This is a genomic window from Kitasatospora sp. NPDC001603 (assembly GCF_040298365.1).
Taxonomy (GTDB): domain Bacteria; phylum Actinomycetota; class Actinomycetes; order Streptomycetales; family Streptomycetaceae; genus Kitasatospora.
The window spans coordinates 112,308-127,079 of sequence record NZ_JBEPAA010000017.1; the positions used below are offsets into that span (position 1 = coordinate 112,308).

Genomic DNA, 14,772 nt, shown 5'->3' on the forward strand with positions numbered 1-14,772 from the left:
CCCGACATGAACGCCGTCGTGGGCACCCACGACCTGCTCCTCGTCACCCTGGACACCCTGCGGTTCGACGTCGCCGAGGAGCTGGCCGCGGCCGGTCGGATCCCGCACCTCGCCGCCGTCCTCCCCGGTGGCCGCTGGGAGCGCCGACACTCCCCGGGCAGCTTCACCTACGCCGCGCACCAGGCGATCCTGGCCGGTTTCCTGCCCACCCCCGCCGCTCCGGGCGGTCCGCACCCGCGGCTGTTCGCCGCCCGCTTCGCCGGGTCGGAGAGCACCGCTCCGCGCACCTGGGTGTTCGACGCGCCCGACCTGCCGGGCGCGCTCGCCGGGCACGGGTACCGGACGGTCTGCATCGGCGGCGTCGGCTTCTTCAACAAGCAGGGCCCGCTCGGCTCGGTGCTGCCCGGGCTGTTCCAGGAGAGCCACTGGTCGCCGGAGATGGGCGTCCCCTCCCCCACCTCCTTCGAGGCGCAGGTCGCCAGGGCCGAGCAGGTGGCCGCCGAACAGCCGGCCGGGCAGCCGCTGTTCCTGTTCCTCAACGTCTCGGCGCTGCACCAGCCCAACTGGTTCCACCTGCCGGGCGGCACCCGCGAGGACGGGGACTCCCGGGAGAGCCACGCCGCCGCCCTGGAGTACGTGGACGCCCACATCGGCCGGCTCTTCGCGGCGATGAGCGCCCGCCGGCCGTGCTTCGCGATCGTCTGCTCCGACCACGGCACGGCGTACGGCGAGGACGGTTACACCGGCCACCGGATCGGCCACGAGGTGGTCTGGACGGTGCCGTACGCGCACTTCACCCTCCCGGCCCGCCCGGCACCCGCCCCGACCGCAGCCACCCGCCCGACAGCCACCGCCAGCGCCACCGCCACCGCCACCGCCACCGCCACCGCCACCGCCACCGCCACCGCCGAGGAGACCGCATGACCACGGCCGCGGCCCCGCCGACCGATTCGCCCTACCGGTCGTACGTCTACGCCTACCCGCACAAGACCGCCTACCGGCGGCTGCCGGAGCGTCCCGCGCTGCGCGAGCTGTGGGCCGGCGAGCCGCAGCACGCGCTCTCGCTCTACCTGCACATCCCGTTCTGCGAGGTCCGCTGCGGCTTCTGCAACCTGTTCACCCGGATCGGCAGCCCCGAAGGGCTGACCACCGCCTACCTGGACGCGCTCGACCGCCAGGCCGCCACCGTCCGCGAGGCCCTGGACGACGGCGCCCGGTTCGCGCTGGCGGCGTTCGGCGGCGGCACGCCCACCTACCTCACCGCCGACGAGCTGGAGCGGCTCTGCGACATCGCCGAGCGGCGGACGGGCGTCGACCTGCGGGCGGTGCCGCTCTCCGTGGAGGCCTCCCCCGCCACCGCCACGGCCGACCGCCTGGAGGTGCTGGCCGCACGCGGCGCCACCCGGCTGAGCCTGGGCGTGCAGTCGTTCCTCGACGAGGAGGCCCGCTCCGCCGTCCGCCCGCAGAAGCGCGCGGAGGTCGAGGCCGCCCTGGGGCGGATCCGCGCCGCCGGGTTCCCCGTCCTCAACATCGACCTCATCTACGGCATCGACGGCCAGACCGAGACCGGCTGGCTGCGCTCGCTGGACGCCGCGCTGGCCTGGGAGCCCGAGGAGCTGTACCTCTACCCGCTGTACGTCCGGCCGCTGACCGGCCTGGCCCGGCGCGGCGAGCAGGAGAGCCCGGCCGCCTGGGACGCCCGCCGGCTCGCGCTCTACCGGGCCGGCCGCGACCACCTGCTCGCCCGGGGCTACCAGCAGGTGTCGATGCGGATGTTCCGCCGCGCCGCCTCCCCGCAGGCCGGGAGCGGCGAGTACGCCTGCCAGACCGACGGCATGGTCGGCCTCGGCTGCGGGGCCCGCTCCTACACCTCGCGGCTGCACTACTCCTTCGACTACGCGGTGAACGCCACCGAGGTGCGCGGCATCATCGACGACTACGTGGCCACCACCGACTTCCGGCACGCCGAGGTCGGTCGGTCCATGACGCCGGAGGAGGCCCGCCGGCGGCATCTCGTCCAGTCGCTGCTCCAGGCCGAGGGCATGCCGCTGGCGGACTATCGCGCCCGCTTCGGCAGCACGCCCCTCGAGGACTTCCCGGCCGAGCTGGCCGCGTTCGAGGCCCGGGGCTGGCTGGCACAGGACGAGCTGCGCCTGATGCTCTCGCCGGAGGGGCTGGCGCACTCGGACGCGGCCGGTCCGATGCTGTTCTCGCCCGAGGTCCACCGGCTGATGGCCGAGTACGAGGCGAAATGACCTTCCTCGGCATGCCCGCGCCCCGGCCGGCCACCGGCGACGCCCGGTCCGGCCCCGGCCTCGTCCCCGCGGCGGCCTCCCGGCCCGCGCCGGACGACGGCGGGGTCGACCTGACCCTGCTCTACCGGGGCCCGCTGTCCTCCTGCGACTACGACTGCCCGTACTGCCCGTTCGCCAAGCGGCGCGACACGCCGGAGCAGTTGCGGGCCGACCGGGCGGCGCTGGAGCGGTTCACCGGCTGGGCCGCCGGACGGGCCGGTACCGGCGACACGCTGTCCGTACTCTTCACGCCCTGGGGCGAGGGCCTGGTGCGGTCCTGGTACCGGCGGGCGCTGGTCGAGCTGAGCCGGCTGCCGCACGTGCGCCGGGTGGCGATCCAGACCAACCTCAGCTGCCGAACCGGCTGGCTCGCCGAGGCCGACCCCGACACGCTGGCCCTCTGGGTGACGTACCACCCCGGTCAGGTCGACCACCGGCGGTTCCTCGCCAAGTGCCGCGAGCTCGACGCGCTCGGTGTGCGGTACAGCGTCGGCGTGGTCGGCCAACCGGGGCACCTCGGGGAGGCCCGCCGGCTCCGCGCCGCGCTGGACCCGGCGGTCTACCTCTGGATCAACGCCGCCGAGGGGCTCGCCTACAGCGACGCCGAGGCCGCCGACTGGACGGCGCTCGACCCGCACTTCGGCTACAGCCGGCACCCCCACCCCAGCGCCGGCCGCCCCTGCCGCACCGGGGAGTCCGTGCTCTCGGTGGACGGCGACGGCACCGTCCGCCGCTGCCACTTCGTCCGGGGCGTTCTGGGTAACCTCTACGACGGCTCGTACCGGCGCCAACTGCGCTCCCGGCCCTGCCCGTTGCCGGTCTGCGACTGCCACATCGGCTATGTGCACCTGGAGACCCTGCCGCTCTACGACCTCTTCGCCGGAGGCGTCCTGGAACGGGTGCCGCACGCCTGGTGACGCGGCGTACCCGGCCACCCGCCGGCCGCGCGGTAGCGGCCCGCCACCCTCCGGGCACACCGGGCTTCCGGCGCCGCCACCCCTGGGCAGATCGGCCCCGGCGTATCTAGCCTGGAGGGAGGAGGCGATGGCAATGCTTGGAGACGCACCGATGGTGGCCATCATCCCGGCGGCGGATCTCGCCCGGGCGAAGCGCTTCTACACCGACACCCTCGGCCTGAAGCTCACCGATGAGAACGAGCAGGACGTCAGCTTCGAGTGCGGCGGCACGGAGTTCGGCATGTACGAGACGCCGAGCGCCGGGCAGGCCGCGCACACGCTGGCCAGCTTCAAGGTCCCCGACCTCGACGGCGAGATGGCGACGCTGCGCGGCCGCGGGGTCACCTTCGAGGAGTACGACATGCCGGGTCTGAAGACCGTCGACGGCGTCGTGGAGGCCGAGGGCATGCGCGCGGCCTGGTTCAAGGACAGCGAAGGGAACATCATCTGCCTGAACGAGCGGACCGCGTGAGCGTACGGGCCGACGGGTAGCACCCGCCCCCCGGCCCGCATCGTCGGCTCGTACCACCGTGCCGGGCACCACCGCCACGGTGGCGCGGGTGTCGGCGTGCCGCAGCCGCCTCGCCGGTGGACCGGCTCCGGCGAGGCGGCCGTGCCCGTGCCATGACGCCGGTACTCCCGACTGCGGGCACCGGGGCCACGAGGTCCGGCGGGCCGACCCGGGCGGATCCGGCGCGCCGACCCGGGCGCACGGGGGACCGCACCGGTGCTACCTACCGGCCGCCCACTCCTGCGCCAGGCGCTGCTTCCACCCCTTCGGGGCCGGCCAGGCCACTCCCCAGGCGGCGAGCTGGGCCCGGGTCCACCCGCCTGCCGCCGTTCGGGCCGCCTCGACCTCCGCCGGGGAGGGCACGACCCTCGGCCGTGGGGACACCTCCGGAAAGAGGGGGATCGGCTCCGTCCCCGGCGACGGAGGCGGCGACGGAGGCGCGGGGGCGTCCGGGGCGGGGGCGGACACGGCAATGAAATCCGATGCCGGAGCCGGATCCGACAGCGGGGCGGGAACGCTCGCCGGTGCGCCGCCCCGCAGCCGGTAGGGGTGGGTGCGCCAGACCCAGCCGCGCCGGAGCACCAGCGCGGCGAGGTCCAGCGACTTCAGCGGCAGGGCCCCTGCGGCAGCCCTGACCTGATGCCAGGTCAGTTCGCCACCCCTCGCCAGCGCTTCGTCCAGCGCGGCCTCCAACCGGCCGTCGACCGGGCGGTCCTCCAGGAGTCTGCGGGTCCTCCAGCCGTCGGTGGCCACCAGACCCCACCCGCGGGCCCGGCAGAGTGCCTCCACCGCACGGTACTTGGCGACGTTCACGGCGGTCGCCATCTCGTAGACCGGTTTGACCTCGATCAGGACGCAGCGCCCGTCCGTGGTGGCCACGAGGAGGTCCGGATAGTAGGTGCGCCGGCGACCGTCGAAGTCGTAGCCGATGGCCAGGGGCTGCTCCTGGTAGTACGCGATCTGCGGGGCGAAGCTGAGCAGTTGGACGACCCGCCACTCGGTCTCCGACTCGTAGGCGACCTCGCGGCCCAGCTTGGGGCAGTGCCAGGACCCGGAGCGCCCGTCCTCCCCGGCCGTGTCCCGCAGGGCCGCCAGCTCCCCGCGCGGCGGGGCGGGCTGGGGCGCCCCGAACCAGCTGACCTCGGCCTCCAGTGCGGCCCAGCGTCGGGCGGCGCGTTCGATCCGCCCCTGCCGTGACAGCTCGCGACGCGCGGCGTCGTGGCGAAGGGCGCGCACGGTCGCGGCCTCGGCCGCCAGGTTCTCCGCGCGCAGCTTCCGGGCACCGGCCAGTTGGGCGATCACCAGCGCGGCCTGCCGCACCGGGACCGACGGCAGCAGCACCTCCGCGAGGTCGAGCAGTCGGGCCGGCGCCGGGGGGTCCGCCACCGGCGCACCGGCGGGCCGGGAGCCGTCGAGCGGATCCGGGCCGCCCCCGGCTGGCGAGCCGTCGGGCGAACCGTCGGGGCACGGTGGATCATCGACCCGGCTCAGCCCGGCGAGCAGGGTCCGCATACTCCGGGTCGCCGGCGCGGCGGTGCTCGCCATGCCGCGCACCGCCTTCACCTGGAGCTGGCGGACCCGCTCCCGCGAGATCCCGAACACCTCCCCCACCGCCGCCAGCGACTCGGCCGGTCCGTCGTGCAGCCCGAGGCGGCGACAGACGATCTCGCGGCTCCGCCCAGCGGGTATCTCCGCCGCCGCGGCGGCGGCCAGCTCGCGGAGCAGCAGCACCGTGTCGGGGTCGCGCTCGGCGATCGGCGCCCAGTCGGTCGTCAGCCTCGACGCCCCGGGGCAGAGGCACTCCAGGAGCCAGTCGTCCAGCAGCAGACGCGCCTCGCCCTCCCACAGCCGTCGGGCGGCCGCCTGCCGCAGCGGGGCGGCCACGACCGCCAGGTCCGCCACGACCGGACGCGCGACGAACTCCGCCCGGCGCTCGGCCCGCAGGGGGTGCCCGGTCGTCCGCTCCCACTCGGCCCGCACGTCATCGAGACGGGCCGACCACTGCGGCCCGGCGGCGGGCTCGCCGCGCGTGGGCCCGGCCGGGGCAGGCTCCCCGGGGGTGGCCGCCGGCGCGTCACCGGCGGCCCGTCGCCGGCGCAGCCCGCGTGGGGGACGGCGGCGCGCGTCGAACACGCTCCGCCACGGATAGTCCGGGTCGGCGGCCAGGCGCGCTCGGAGCCACTCCAGCTCGGCGCTCCCGACCAGCGCGACACCGGAGGCCGGTCCGCCGCCGGAAGCCGGACTGTCCTCAACCAGCTCGGCCTCGGGCACGAGGCGGGCCAGCCGGGCGCCGATGGCCCCGGTCGTCCGACCGTGCCGCCCGGCCAGTTCGGACAGGTCGAGACCCTCCCGAACGCCGTCGACAAGCCGCCCGGTCTCCTCGTCGCTCCACGCGCGGCCCTGCCGCGACGCGGGTGGCGGACCCTCCACGTTCCCCCCCGGGTTCGTTCACGAGGGATCCAGTATGCCCGCCGCCACCGACCGGAAGCCGCCGCACCGGCGGGCCCGGCCGGTCAGCCTTCGGCGCCGTCGGCGTCAGCCTTCGGCGCCGTCGGCCAGGAGCGCGGAGTCGAGCGCGCCGGTCACCCGGTTGAGCAGGGCTCGCAGGTCGGCGAGGTCCTCGACCGGTAGGCCGGTGGCGGCGAGCAGCCTGCGCGGCACCTGCCCGGCGCGGTCGCGCAGCTCGCGCCCGGCGTCGGTGAGGCTGACGGTGACGGAGCGCTCGTCCTCGGGGCTGCGCTCCCGGCGGACCAGGCCGGCCGCCTCCAGCCGCTTGAGCAGCGGCGAGAGGGTCCCGGAGTCCAGGCGCAGGTGCTCGCCGATCCGCTTCACGGGCAACCCTCCGTGCTCCCAGAGCACCAGCATGACCAGGTACTGGGGGTAGGTGAGCCCCAGGTCCTTGAGCAGCACGCGGTAGACGCCGCCGAACGCGCGCGAGGCGGCGTTCAGCGAGAAGCAGATCTGCTGGTCGAGCCGGAGCAGGTCCTCGTCGCGGAGCGGCTGCTCGCCGTGGAGCAGGTCCGCGCCGGGCGCTCCGGAGCGGGCGGCATCGACAGAAGCGGCATCGACGGAAGCGGCGTGGACGGGCAGGGCGTCGACGGACGGCGCGTCGGCGGCGGCGGTCTCGGGGGGTGTTGCCATGACTCCATGATAGCGGCCGTGCGCACCATTGAGTTGTGCGCAATTGAATTGCGTGCTCTACTTGTACTCGGAAGGCGGCCCCACCGGCCGCCGGGGACAGAAGCAGTACGGACGCAGGACGAAAGGGACCAGACCCATGGACGCGATCTACACCGCTGTGGCCACCGCGAACGGCCGAGAGGGCCGCGCCGTCAGCTCCGACGGACAGCTGGACCTCGCGCTGGCGATGCCGCCCGCCCTCGGCGGCAGCGGCCAGGGCACCAACCCCGAGCAGCTGTTCGCGGCCGGCTACGCGGCGTGCTTCGCCAGCGCGCTGGGCCTGGTCGGTCGGCAGGCCCGCGTCGACACCAGCGAGGTCTCGGTCACGGCCGAGGTCTCGATCGGCAAGGACGGCGCCGGCTTCGGCCTCGCGGTCGTCCTGCGGGTCGAGCTGCCGGACGCGCTGGCCGGCGAGGGCGGCGAGCTCCTGGTCAAGCAGGCGCACGAGGTCTGCCCCTACTCCCGCGCCACCCGGGGCAACATCCCGGTGGAGCTCGTCGTCGAGTAGCAGCACCCGCCCCCCGGCACGTCAGGGCCCCGCCGCGCCGTCGGCGGGGCCCGCGGCGTCATCCGCCGCCGGGCGGCTCCCCCGCAGCGGCCTCACCCGGTCCGCCGGCGTCCCGCAGGACGTCCAGGCGGTGCCGGTACTCCACCGTGTCGATCTCACCGCGCGCGAACCGCTCGGCGAGCAGCTGCTCGGCCGTCGGCGAGAGCGCCCGGCGCGGCGGCCCGGCCGGCCCGGTCGCGGCCCACGGGCCCGGCGGCACCGGCCGCGCGCCCCGCGAGGTCCGCGACAGGTGGCGGACCAGCGCGACGGCCGCCAGGACGAGGACCGCCAGGACCAGCAGCAGCAGGAGGGCCAGCAGGCCGTAGCCCCAGCCGCCCAGGACGTGACCGTGGCCGTGCCCGTGGCGCGGACCGTTCCAGTGCCCCATCACGGCCTCCTCCTCCGGCCCCGCAGGGCCCATCGAGGTGATCGGCGCCTCATCACCATCCTGCGCCCGCAGGTGCTCCGGCAGACCTGAGGATTGTCTGAGAAACGCTCGCGACGCGCCGATCGTGCCCGTCGGGGTAGCGTTGCGGCCCATGGACCACCACCCGCCGGCCGACGACCGCGAGCGGCTCGTCGCGGCCGGGGTGCTCCGCCGCTACGAGGACCGACGCCTGCACCCGGCCCTGCGCCACTCGCCGATCTTCTACGTCTCCAGCCGGCTCTGGGCGGAGCTCACCGCGTTGGCCATCGCCCCGGAAGCGGCCGCCGCCACGGCGCACGCGCTGCTGGCCACCATCGCCGACCAGGCCGTCGACGCCGCCCTCGCCCCCGGCAACGAGGGCGCCCCGCGCGACGACCTGTACGTGACGCACCCCGCCCACATCGGCCCGTACCGCCGGGTGGTCTGGTTCCAGCGCACCGGCCCGCGCGGCCTGATCACGGCGACGTTCCCGCCGGACCGGTGAACCGCGCCGCCCCCGGGCCGACGACTCCGACCCGGGGGCAGCCGCGCGGCCTTCGTCAGCGCTCTATCCGCAGGCTGTGGCAGGTCCAGCTCAGCCGGTCCGGACCCGTGGCCGACGGCCGGTCGTGGTACGTGCCGTCCGCCACCGAGAGGTTGACGATCAGGTAGGCGTGGAAGTCCGGCCCGACCCCGCGCCGGTCCGCGTGCACGAGCGTGTCGCCGACGAACCAGTCCACCGAGCGCGCGCCCAGCACCGCCCGCAGGTCGAAGGTGGCGCCGGGGGCTATCCCGGCGTCGGCGCCGTGCCAGTACCGGGAGCCGCCGCGAACGTGGTTCGAGACCTCCAGCAGGTCCGGATGGTCGGGGTGGTACTCGAAGACGTCCACCTCGTTGCCGCCGTCCCGCCAGGTCCAGATGGCCGGCCAGGCGCCCGTCTCGACGGGGAGCGTGACCCGCGCCGTCAGCACGTCGCCGGTGCGGACCTGGAACGCCTCCGGGCTGCCCTCGGTGGTGAGCAGGCTGCACGTCCACAGGTCGCCGCCGTGCCGCCGGACGGCGGCGAACACGCCACCGGGGCAGTAGGAGCGGCTCAGGAAGTCCAGCTTGTGATCGCCCCGGTTGGTCGGCCCCATCCGGGGATAGGCGCTGCTGCGGCCCGCCACCCACTGCCTGGTCGAAGTGAAATCCGCGTCGAACACGACTGCCACGGCCGCCTCCCGGGTCACCCGGCGCGTTCGGCGGCCCGCTGCCGCCGCACACAAGGAGTGACTTACCCGATACTCTCCGCAGTATGCGAAGCGGACGCTCCGGGTCCGTGGCCAGGACGGCGGGACGCGACGGGACAGCGGCCGGCCCGGGCCGGAGTCAGCCGACGACGGCGGCCCCGTCGCTGCTGCCGAGGCGGTCCGTCACCGACACCACGCCGTCCACCGAGCGGCAGAGGCTCAGCACGATCGGCACCAGGTGCGGCGCCGGCACGCTGCCGCTGAGCACCACCCGGCCCTGGTCGACCTCCACGCCCACCTCCGCCGGGCTCACGCCCTCGATCCGGCCGAGCACCTCCTCGACGATCTCGCGGCGGATCACCCGGTCCTCGCGCAGGAAGACGCGCAGCAGGTCGCCCCGGCTCACCATGCCGAACACCCGGCCGTCCTCGTCCAGCACGGGCAGTCGCTTCACCCCGTGCCGGCTCATCAGCCGCGCGGCCGCCACCACACTGGTGCCGGGGGTGATGCAGACGGCGGGGCCGGTCATCAGGTCCGCGGCGGTGACGGCCCCGCCCGGCCCCGTCCGGGTCAGCTCGGGCGGCGGCACCAGGCTGCCCGGGTCCTCCTGGGCGGCCAGGGTGAGCAGCAGGTCCGCCTCGGAGACGATGCCGAGGGGCCGCCCGTCGGGGTCCACCACCGGGACACCCGTGATGTCGTACTCGGTCAGCACGGCGACGATCTCCCGGAACCCGGTCTCGGGCGCGACCCGCACCACGGGACTGGTCATCACTGATTCGACGGTGGCATGCAGCACGCCGGTCACCTCGTCCACGAGCGATGTCGGCCGGACGACCGCCGTCCGGCCGGATATCTGGAGCATCCCTCCCGGCCGCGCCCCCGGCCAGGGGCCGAAGGGGCTGACGTCCCGGGACCAACGGCACTGCCGTCCGACGCTCCCCTCACAGCGTACGGCGGTGCGGTCCGCTCGCCCGGCCGTCGTGCCCGGCCCGCTCCGGACGGCGGCCCGCGGCGGCGGGTGCCGGGCCGGTGCTGTGGCGGCCCGGACCGCGGGCGGCGAAGCTGGCGGAGGGCGCGTGCGGCCCGCCCGCCGGCGCCGCCGCGCCGAACCCCGCACCCCTGACGCGGCTTTCTGGGAGGCACCATGGCCGGACCGAGCACCCCCGACGCCCCGCTGCGCTGCCTGGTCACGGGCGCCACCGGCTACATCGGCGGCCGGCTCGTCCCCGAGCTGCTGGCCGCCGGGCACTCCGTCCGCTGCCTGGTCCGCGACCCGGGCCGGCTGCGCGACCACCCCTGGCGGGCCTCGGTCGAGGCCACCGCCGGGGACGTCACCCGGCCGGAGTCGCTGACCGGGGCCTTCGCCGGCATCGACGTGGCCTACTACCTGGTCCACTCGCTGGGCACCGGCCGTGACTTCGAGGCGACCGACCGGGCCGCCGCCCGGGCCTTCGGCGAGGCGGCGGCCCGGGAGGGGGTCCGCCGGATCGTCTACCTCGGCGGTATCAACCCCGCCGGGGTGCCGGCCGCCGAGCTGTCCCCGCACCTGCGCTCGCGCGCCGAGGTCGGCCGCCTGCTGCGGGCGAGCGGGGTGCCGACCGCCGAACTCCGGGCCGCGGTGATCATCGGATCCGGTTCGGCCTCGTTCGAGATGCTGCGCTACCTCACCGAGCGGCTGCCCGTGATGGTGACCCCGAACTGGGTCGACACCAGGATCCAGCCGATCGCCGTCCGGGACGTCCTGTACTACCTCACCGCGGCGGCCCGGCTGCCGCCGGAGGTGGACCGGGCCTTCGACATCGGCGGCCCGGACGTCCTCACCTACCGCGAGATGATGATGCGCTACGCCGCCGTCGCCGAGCTGCCGCGCCGGCTGATCGTCCCGGTGCCGGTGCTCACCCCCCGGCTCTCCAGCCACTGGGTCGGCCTGGTGACGCCCGTCCCCAACTCGCTCGCCCGCCCGCTGGTGGAGTCGCTGCGGCACGAGGTGGTCCGCGGCGAGCACGACCTGGCCGAGTACGTGCCCGACCCGCCCGGGGGCCCGACCGGCTTCGACGAGGCGGTCCGGCTGGCACTGCGGCGGATCAGGGACGCCGAAGTGGCCACCCGGTGGTCCTCCGCCACCCTGCCCGGCGCGCCGAGCGACCCGCTGCCCACCGACCCGGACTGGGCCGGCGGCAGCCTCTACCAGGACGTCCGGGAGCGCGACGTGGGCGCCCCGCCGGACGCGCTCTGGCGGGTGGTGGAGGGCATCGGCGGCGAGAACGGCTGGTACTCCTTCCCGCTCGCCTGGGCACTGCGCGGCCGGCTCGACCGGCTGGCCGGCGGCGTCGGCCTGCGCCGGGGCCGGCGCGACCCGGCCCGGCTACGGGTCGGCGACTCGCTGGACTTCTGGCGGGTGGAGGAGATCGAGGCCGGGCGGCTGCTGCGGCTGCGCGCCGAGATGCGGCTGCCCGGACTGGCCTGGCTGGAGCTGTCCGTCACCCCGGACGGCCTCGGCGGCAGCCGCTACCGGCAGCGGGCACTGTTCCACCCGCACGGGCTGGCCGGGCACGCGTACTGGTGGTCGGTGGCACCGTTCCACGCCATCGTCTTCGGCGGGATGGCGCGCCGGATCACCGAACGCGCCGCCGGATCCCGGAACACCGCCCCGGACGGCGCAACCATCACATGATCGACTCGTTGGACCGTCCGCCACCACACGACAGACGGCTCCGGGGAGAACGCCTTGGCAGGACGGATAGACGGCGGCGCACCGCCCCGGGGCGCGGGCGCGCGTCCGGTGGCCCGGGCCGAGGCGACCCTGGTCCGCCACTACCGCCGGCTGGTCCGGCTCGCGTACCTGGCCCTGCCGGCCGACCGGGACCGCCACAGCCGGGTGCTCGCCGCGCACGCCGCGGTCCAGCGGGCCCTGCCGTCCCGTTGGAGCAGGCTGCGGGAGCCGGCCGGCACCGAAGAGGACCCGCTGTACGCCGCCCTGCGCCTGCGGGTGCTGCGCGGCGCGCTGCACCCGCGGCCCTCCGACCGGCTGCGGACGCCCCGGGTCTGGGGGCTGCGGCTGTTCACCCCCGGCGGCGGCGAGCGGGACGCGGCACTGGACCGCGAGCTGGCCGCCCTGGGGGCGCCCGCCCGGTCCGCGTTCGCGCTGCTCGCCGTGGAGGAGCTGACGCCCGAGCAGGCCGTGGAGGTGCTGCTTCAGGCCGGTGCGACCGACCCCGGGCAGGCCGTCGACGAGGCCGCACGGCTCTGCGCCGGACCGGATCACGGCCTGTCGGCCTTCGACCCCTGCGCGGTGCGCGTCCAGCCGACCGACCTGCTGCGCCGCCGCCGGGCCTTCGGTGCCTCGCTCGCGGTGGCCGCGCTCGCGCTCACCGGCACCGCCGCCGCGCTGGCCGGCCCCGGTGCCCCGGCCCCGGCCGGCGCGCCCGTCCGTCCGCTCGCCGTCCCGCCGGGCGGAACGCCGCCCGACCCGGCCCGGCTGCTCCGGGTGGCAGCGGACCAGTGGCAGCACACCGCCCGGATCGACTTCTCCGCCTGGCCCGCCCGCGGCGACCGCCGTGACGACACCGCCCTGCTCGGCCGGGCGCTCGCCGCCTGGTCGGGCCCCGGCCCGCGGACCAGGCCCGAGCCGGGCACCCCGGCCGCCCCGCCGCAGGGGCCGCCCCAGCTGCTGTTCGCCGGCACCGTCGACGGCGCGGCCGTGGTGGTGCTCTACGACGGCGGGCGGCTCGCCCGCTGGACCGACGGACCGGGCGGCGGGCTGGACCTCGCCCGTGCCGACGACTCCTCCGTCACCACCGCCGGCGCGGTGGTGCTGCACCGTCAGGGGGCGACCGCCCGCTACCTGCTCGCCCCGTGGATCGACGCGGCCGACACCCGCCGGATCGACCAGCCGGACGTACCCGCCAGGGCACTGGACCGCGTGGACGGCGTGACCGCCGCGGCACCCGGCGCGAACACCACCGGTTCGCGCTCCCCGGGGGCGCTCGCGGACTGCCTGGGCGCCACCGTGCTCCAGTTGCGCTCTTCCTCCACGATCGCCGAGAAGCACTCCTTCCTGCTGGCCGACCTCGGCGGGCTGGTGCCCGCCCACCTCAGCTACACCCCGCCGCCGGACCGCACCCAGCCGGCCCGGCAGCCCCGCGAGGCGGTCGGCCAGGACGCGCTGCTGGCCTGGGCCCGCGCGGGCTGCGCCGTTCCGGACGGCACCCCCGGTGTCAAGCAGCTCAACCTCTGGGCCTTCGCGGTGCAGCAGCTGCCGCAGAACGCGGGCGCGGCGTCCTGGGTCTGCCTGCGCGCCGACCGCTGGAACGGCGAGGGCAGCGCCGCGACCGCCGTGCTGCTGCCGAACGCCCGGGGCCCGCAGCGCACGGGCGGCGGGCCGGGCCGGGCGTGCAGCCGGTTCGAACAGGACACGGTGGGGTGGACGTGGTGGCGCTCGCCGCAGGGCACCGAGTTCCTGCTGGCCGCGGGCAGCCGGCGGGTCGGCCGGATCACGGCCAAGGGACCGGACTGGTCGGCCGACCGGGCCACGCCGGACCACACCCTGGCGGTCGAGCGGCCCGGCCGGGCCGCGGTCACGCTGGAGGCGGTGCTGGACGGCGGCAGCCGGATCGCTCCGCTGCGGTGAGGGCTGCCGCGGGAGCCTCCCCCTCGGCAACCGCCCCCGGTGCGCCCGCCGGCCGCGGGCGCACCGACGCCCGACGGTGCCTCAGGCCGCCCAGCGGGCCCGGACGTCCAGGCGTCGCAGCAGCGGATGCGCGTCCCCGGCGGTCCCGGGCCCGGTCCGCCGTCCCGTCACGCGGCGCGCCCACCAGGCGGACGCCAGGTTCGAGGAGAGCAGCGGGCGCCCGCTGGTGTCCTCCCGCGCGAGCTCGGCGAGCGCGCCGAGCGTCCCCATCCCGGTCCCGGTGAACAGCAGCGCGGAGTCGTCGGGGATCCCGTTCTCCTGCTGGTGGGCCCGTATTCGCTCGCGGATCCGGCCCGTGGTCACCTCGTAGGGGTCGAAGTGGTCGGACCCGTCCGGGGCCGTCCCGGCGGGCACGAGGACGACGCCGTCCACCGTGAGCCCGGCCCGCTCCCAGAAGGCGCGGGAGGTCGCGGTGAGCCACGGCTGGTAGGGCGAGACCAGGGTCAGCCGGTCCACCCCGAGCGCCTCGCAGGCGGCCAGGATCGCCTGCGTCGAGGAACTGACCGGGAACCCTGAGCGGTTCGACATCTCCTCGCACAGGGCGCGGTCGCCCGCCGGGTCCAGCAGGTAGTGCGAGGCACTGCAGGCGACCACGGCCGCGTCCAGCCGCATGCCGCCGAAACCGTCGAGGGTGTCGGGAAGGACCCGGTTGTAGGTCTCCAGCATCTCCCGGAGCTCCACCCCCGGCGTGGTGGGGAAGCGGGAGGTGTACACGTGCACGGCGGCACCGATCAAGCGGTTGAACTCCGGCTCCGCCGTGGGGTTCTCCGGGGGGACGACGACTCCGAGTCTGGGCAGCGAGAAGAGATCCATGGCCGCACAGTAGGCCGAACGCCGAGACAGGGGACAGATCCGCCGACGTTAAGAGGTCCTAACAAAAGTCGTAGTCGCGTGACTGTCGGTTGATGTGCTCGTTAGTCCGTCCGTGGGGAAGAGGGAGTCTCGTCCGTGGGTCGTGT

Annotated in this window: 14 protein-coding genes; 8 read left to right on the top strand and 6 right to left on the bottom strand. The window is 75.9% G+C overall.

Annotated features, from left to right (window positions below):
- The first annotated feature begins 6 nt into the window (after positions 1–6).
- From ABT263_RS14120 to ABT263_RS14135, 4 genes are all read left to right on the top strand, one after another.
- Entirely contained in the window at positions 7–924 is a 918-nt protein-coding gene (locus ABT263_RS14120; protein ID WP_352290769.1) for an STM4013/SEN3800 family hydrolase, read from the top strand.
- Complete coding sequence (locus ABT263_RS14125) at positions 921–2,255, top strand: STM4012 family radical SAM protein (RefSeq protein ID WP_352290756.1); 1,335 nt, start codon at positions 921–923, stop codon at positions 2,253–2,255. The genes ABT263_RS14120 and ABT263_RS14125 overlap by 4 nt, the downstream gene beginning before the upstream one ends.
- Positions 2,252–3,211 carry an STM4011 family radical SAM protein gene (locus tag ABT263_RS14130; protein ID WP_352290757.1) on the top strand — a complete coding sequence of 320 codons (960 nt, stop codon included), beginning with the start codon at positions 2,252–2,254 and terminating at the stop codon, positions 3,209–3,211. Before ABT263_RS14125 ends, ABT263_RS14130 begins: the two co-directional genes overlap by 4 nt.
- A gap of 127 nt (positions 3,212–3,338) precedes the next feature.
- Positions 3,339–3,722, top strand: coding sequence for a VOC family protein (locus ABT263_RS14135; protein ID WP_329491376.1), 384 nt, complete (start codon positions 3,339–3,341; stop codon positions 3,720–3,722).
- Between the two features lie 258 nt (positions 3,723–3,980).
- On the opposite strand, the gene ABT263_RS14140 is transcribed toward ABT263_RS14135, so the two are convergent.
- Together ABT263_RS14140 and ABT263_RS14145 are read right to left on the bottom strand one after the other, a co-directional pair.
- Positions 3,981–6,191, bottom strand: a complete 2,211-nt coding sequence (locus ABT263_RS14140) for a TnsA endonuclease N-terminal domain-containing protein (protein WP_352290758.1) — start codon at positions 6,189–6,191, stop codon at positions 3,981–3,983.
- A gap of 105 nt (positions 6,192–6,296) precedes the next feature.
- On the bottom strand, positions 6,297–6,779 hold the full coding sequence (locus tag ABT263_RS14145; protein ID WP_352290770.1) for a MarR family winged helix-turn-helix transcriptional regulator: 483 nt from the start codon (positions 6,777–6,779) through the stop codon (positions 6,297–6,299).
- Between the two features lie 259 nt (positions 6,780–7,038).
- Here ABT263_RS14145 and ABT263_RS14150 point away from each other — a divergent pair, with 259 nt between their 5' ends.
- Positions 7,039–7,449 (top strand): organic hydroperoxide resistance protein, encoded by a 411-nt coding sequence (locus ABT263_RS14150; protein ID WP_352290759.1) that lies wholly within the window; start codon positions 7,039–7,041, stop codon positions 7,447–7,449.
- Positions 7,450–7,507: 58 nt separating this feature from the next.
- Here ABT263_RS14150 and ABT263_RS14155 read toward each other — a convergent pair whose 3' ends face one another.
- Positions 7,508–7,876, bottom strand: coding sequence for an SHOCT domain-containing protein (locus ABT263_RS14155; protein ID WP_352290760.1), 369 nt, complete (start codon positions 7,874–7,876; stop codon positions 7,508–7,510).
- Positions 7,877–8,027: 151 nt separating this feature from the next.
- Here ABT263_RS14155 and ABT263_RS14160 point away from each other — a divergent pair, with 151 nt between their 5' ends.
- On the top strand, positions 8,028–8,399 hold the full coding sequence (locus ABT263_RS14160) for a hypothetical protein (protein WP_352290761.1): 372 nt from the start codon (positions 8,028–8,030) through the stop codon (positions 8,397–8,399).
- Between the two features lie 55 nt (positions 8,400–8,454).
- Here ABT263_RS14160 and ABT263_RS14165 read toward each other — a convergent pair whose 3' ends face one another.
- Both ABT263_RS14165 and ABT263_RS14170 read right to left on the bottom strand, forming a co-directional pair.
- On the bottom strand, positions 8,455–9,105 hold the full coding sequence (locus ABT263_RS14165) for a beta-glucanase (protein ID WP_329491371.1): 651 nt from the start codon (positions 9,103–9,105) through the stop codon (positions 8,455–8,457).
- Positions 9,106–9,262: 157 nt separating this feature from the next.
- Entirely contained in the window at positions 9,263–9,985 is a 723-nt protein-coding gene (locus ABT263_RS14170; RefSeq protein ID WP_352290762.1) for a CBS domain-containing protein, read from the bottom strand.
- Between the two features lie 282 nt (positions 9,986–10,267).
- On the opposite strand from ABT263_RS14170, the gene ABT263_RS14175 reads away from it, so the two are divergent.
- Entirely contained in the window at positions 10,268–11,797 is a 1,530-nt protein-coding gene (locus ABT263_RS14175; protein WP_352290763.1) for an SDR family oxidoreductase, read from the top strand.
- Positions 11,798–11,851: 54 nt separating this feature from the next.
- Positions 11,852–13,753 carry a hypothetical protein gene (locus ABT263_RS14180; RefSeq protein WP_352290764.1) on the top strand — a complete coding sequence of 634 codons (1,902 nt, stop codon included), beginning with the start codon at positions 11,852–11,854 and terminating at the stop codon, positions 13,751–13,753.
- 81 nt (positions 13,754–13,834) lie between these two features.
- Here the strand turns inward: ABT263_RS14180 and ABT263_RS14185 are convergent, their stop codons facing one another.
- Complete coding sequence (locus tag ABT263_RS14185; RefSeq protein ID WP_352290765.1) at positions 13,835–14,626, bottom strand: maleate cis-trans isomerase family protein; 792 nt, start codon at positions 14,624–14,626, stop codon at positions 13,835–13,837.
- Between the last annotated feature and the right edge of the window lie 146 nt (positions 14,627–14,772).

Excerpts from the sequence above, each read along its gene's own strand:
- ABT263_RS14120 (WP_352290769.1), top strand. The coding sequence starts at position 7 with ATGAACGCCGTCGTGGGCACCCACGACCTGCTCCTCGTCACCCTGGAC.
- ABT263_RS14125 (WP_352290756.1), top strand. The coding sequence starts at position 921 with ATGACCACGGCCGCGGCCCCGCCGACCGATTCGCCCTACCGGTCGTAC.
- ABT263_RS14130 (WP_352290757.1), top strand. The coding sequence starts at position 2,252 with ATGACCTTCCTCGGCATGCCCGCGCCCCGGCCGGCCACCGGCGACGCC.
- ABT263_RS14135 (WP_329491376.1), top strand. The coding sequence starts at position 3,339 with ATGGCAATGCTTGGAGACGCACCGATGGTGGCCATCATCCCGGCGGCG.
- ABT263_RS14150 (WP_352290759.1), top strand. The coding sequence starts at position 7,039 with ATGGACGCGATCTACACCGCTGTGGCCACCGCGAACGGCCGAGAGGGC.
- ABT263_RS14155 (WP_352290760.1), bottom strand. The coding sequence starts at position 7,876 with ATGGGGCACTGGAACGGTCCGCGCCACGGGCACGGCCACGGTCACGTC.
- ABT263_RS14160 (WP_352290761.1), top strand. The coding sequence starts at position 8,028 with ATGGACCACCACCCGCCGGCCGACGACCGCGAGCGGCTCGTCGCGGCC.
- ABT263_RS14170 (WP_352290762.1), bottom strand. The coding sequence starts at position 9,985 with ATGCTCCAGATATCCGGCCGGACGGCGGTCGTCCGGCCGACATCGCTC.
- ABT263_RS14175 (WP_352290763.1), top strand. The coding sequence starts at position 10,268 with ATGGCCGGACCGAGCACCCCCGACGCCCCGCTGCGCTGCCTGGTCACG.
- ABT263_RS14185 (WP_352290765.1), bottom strand. The coding sequence starts at position 14,626 with ATGGATCTCTTCTCGCTGCCCAGACTCGGAGTCGTCGTCCCCCCGGAG.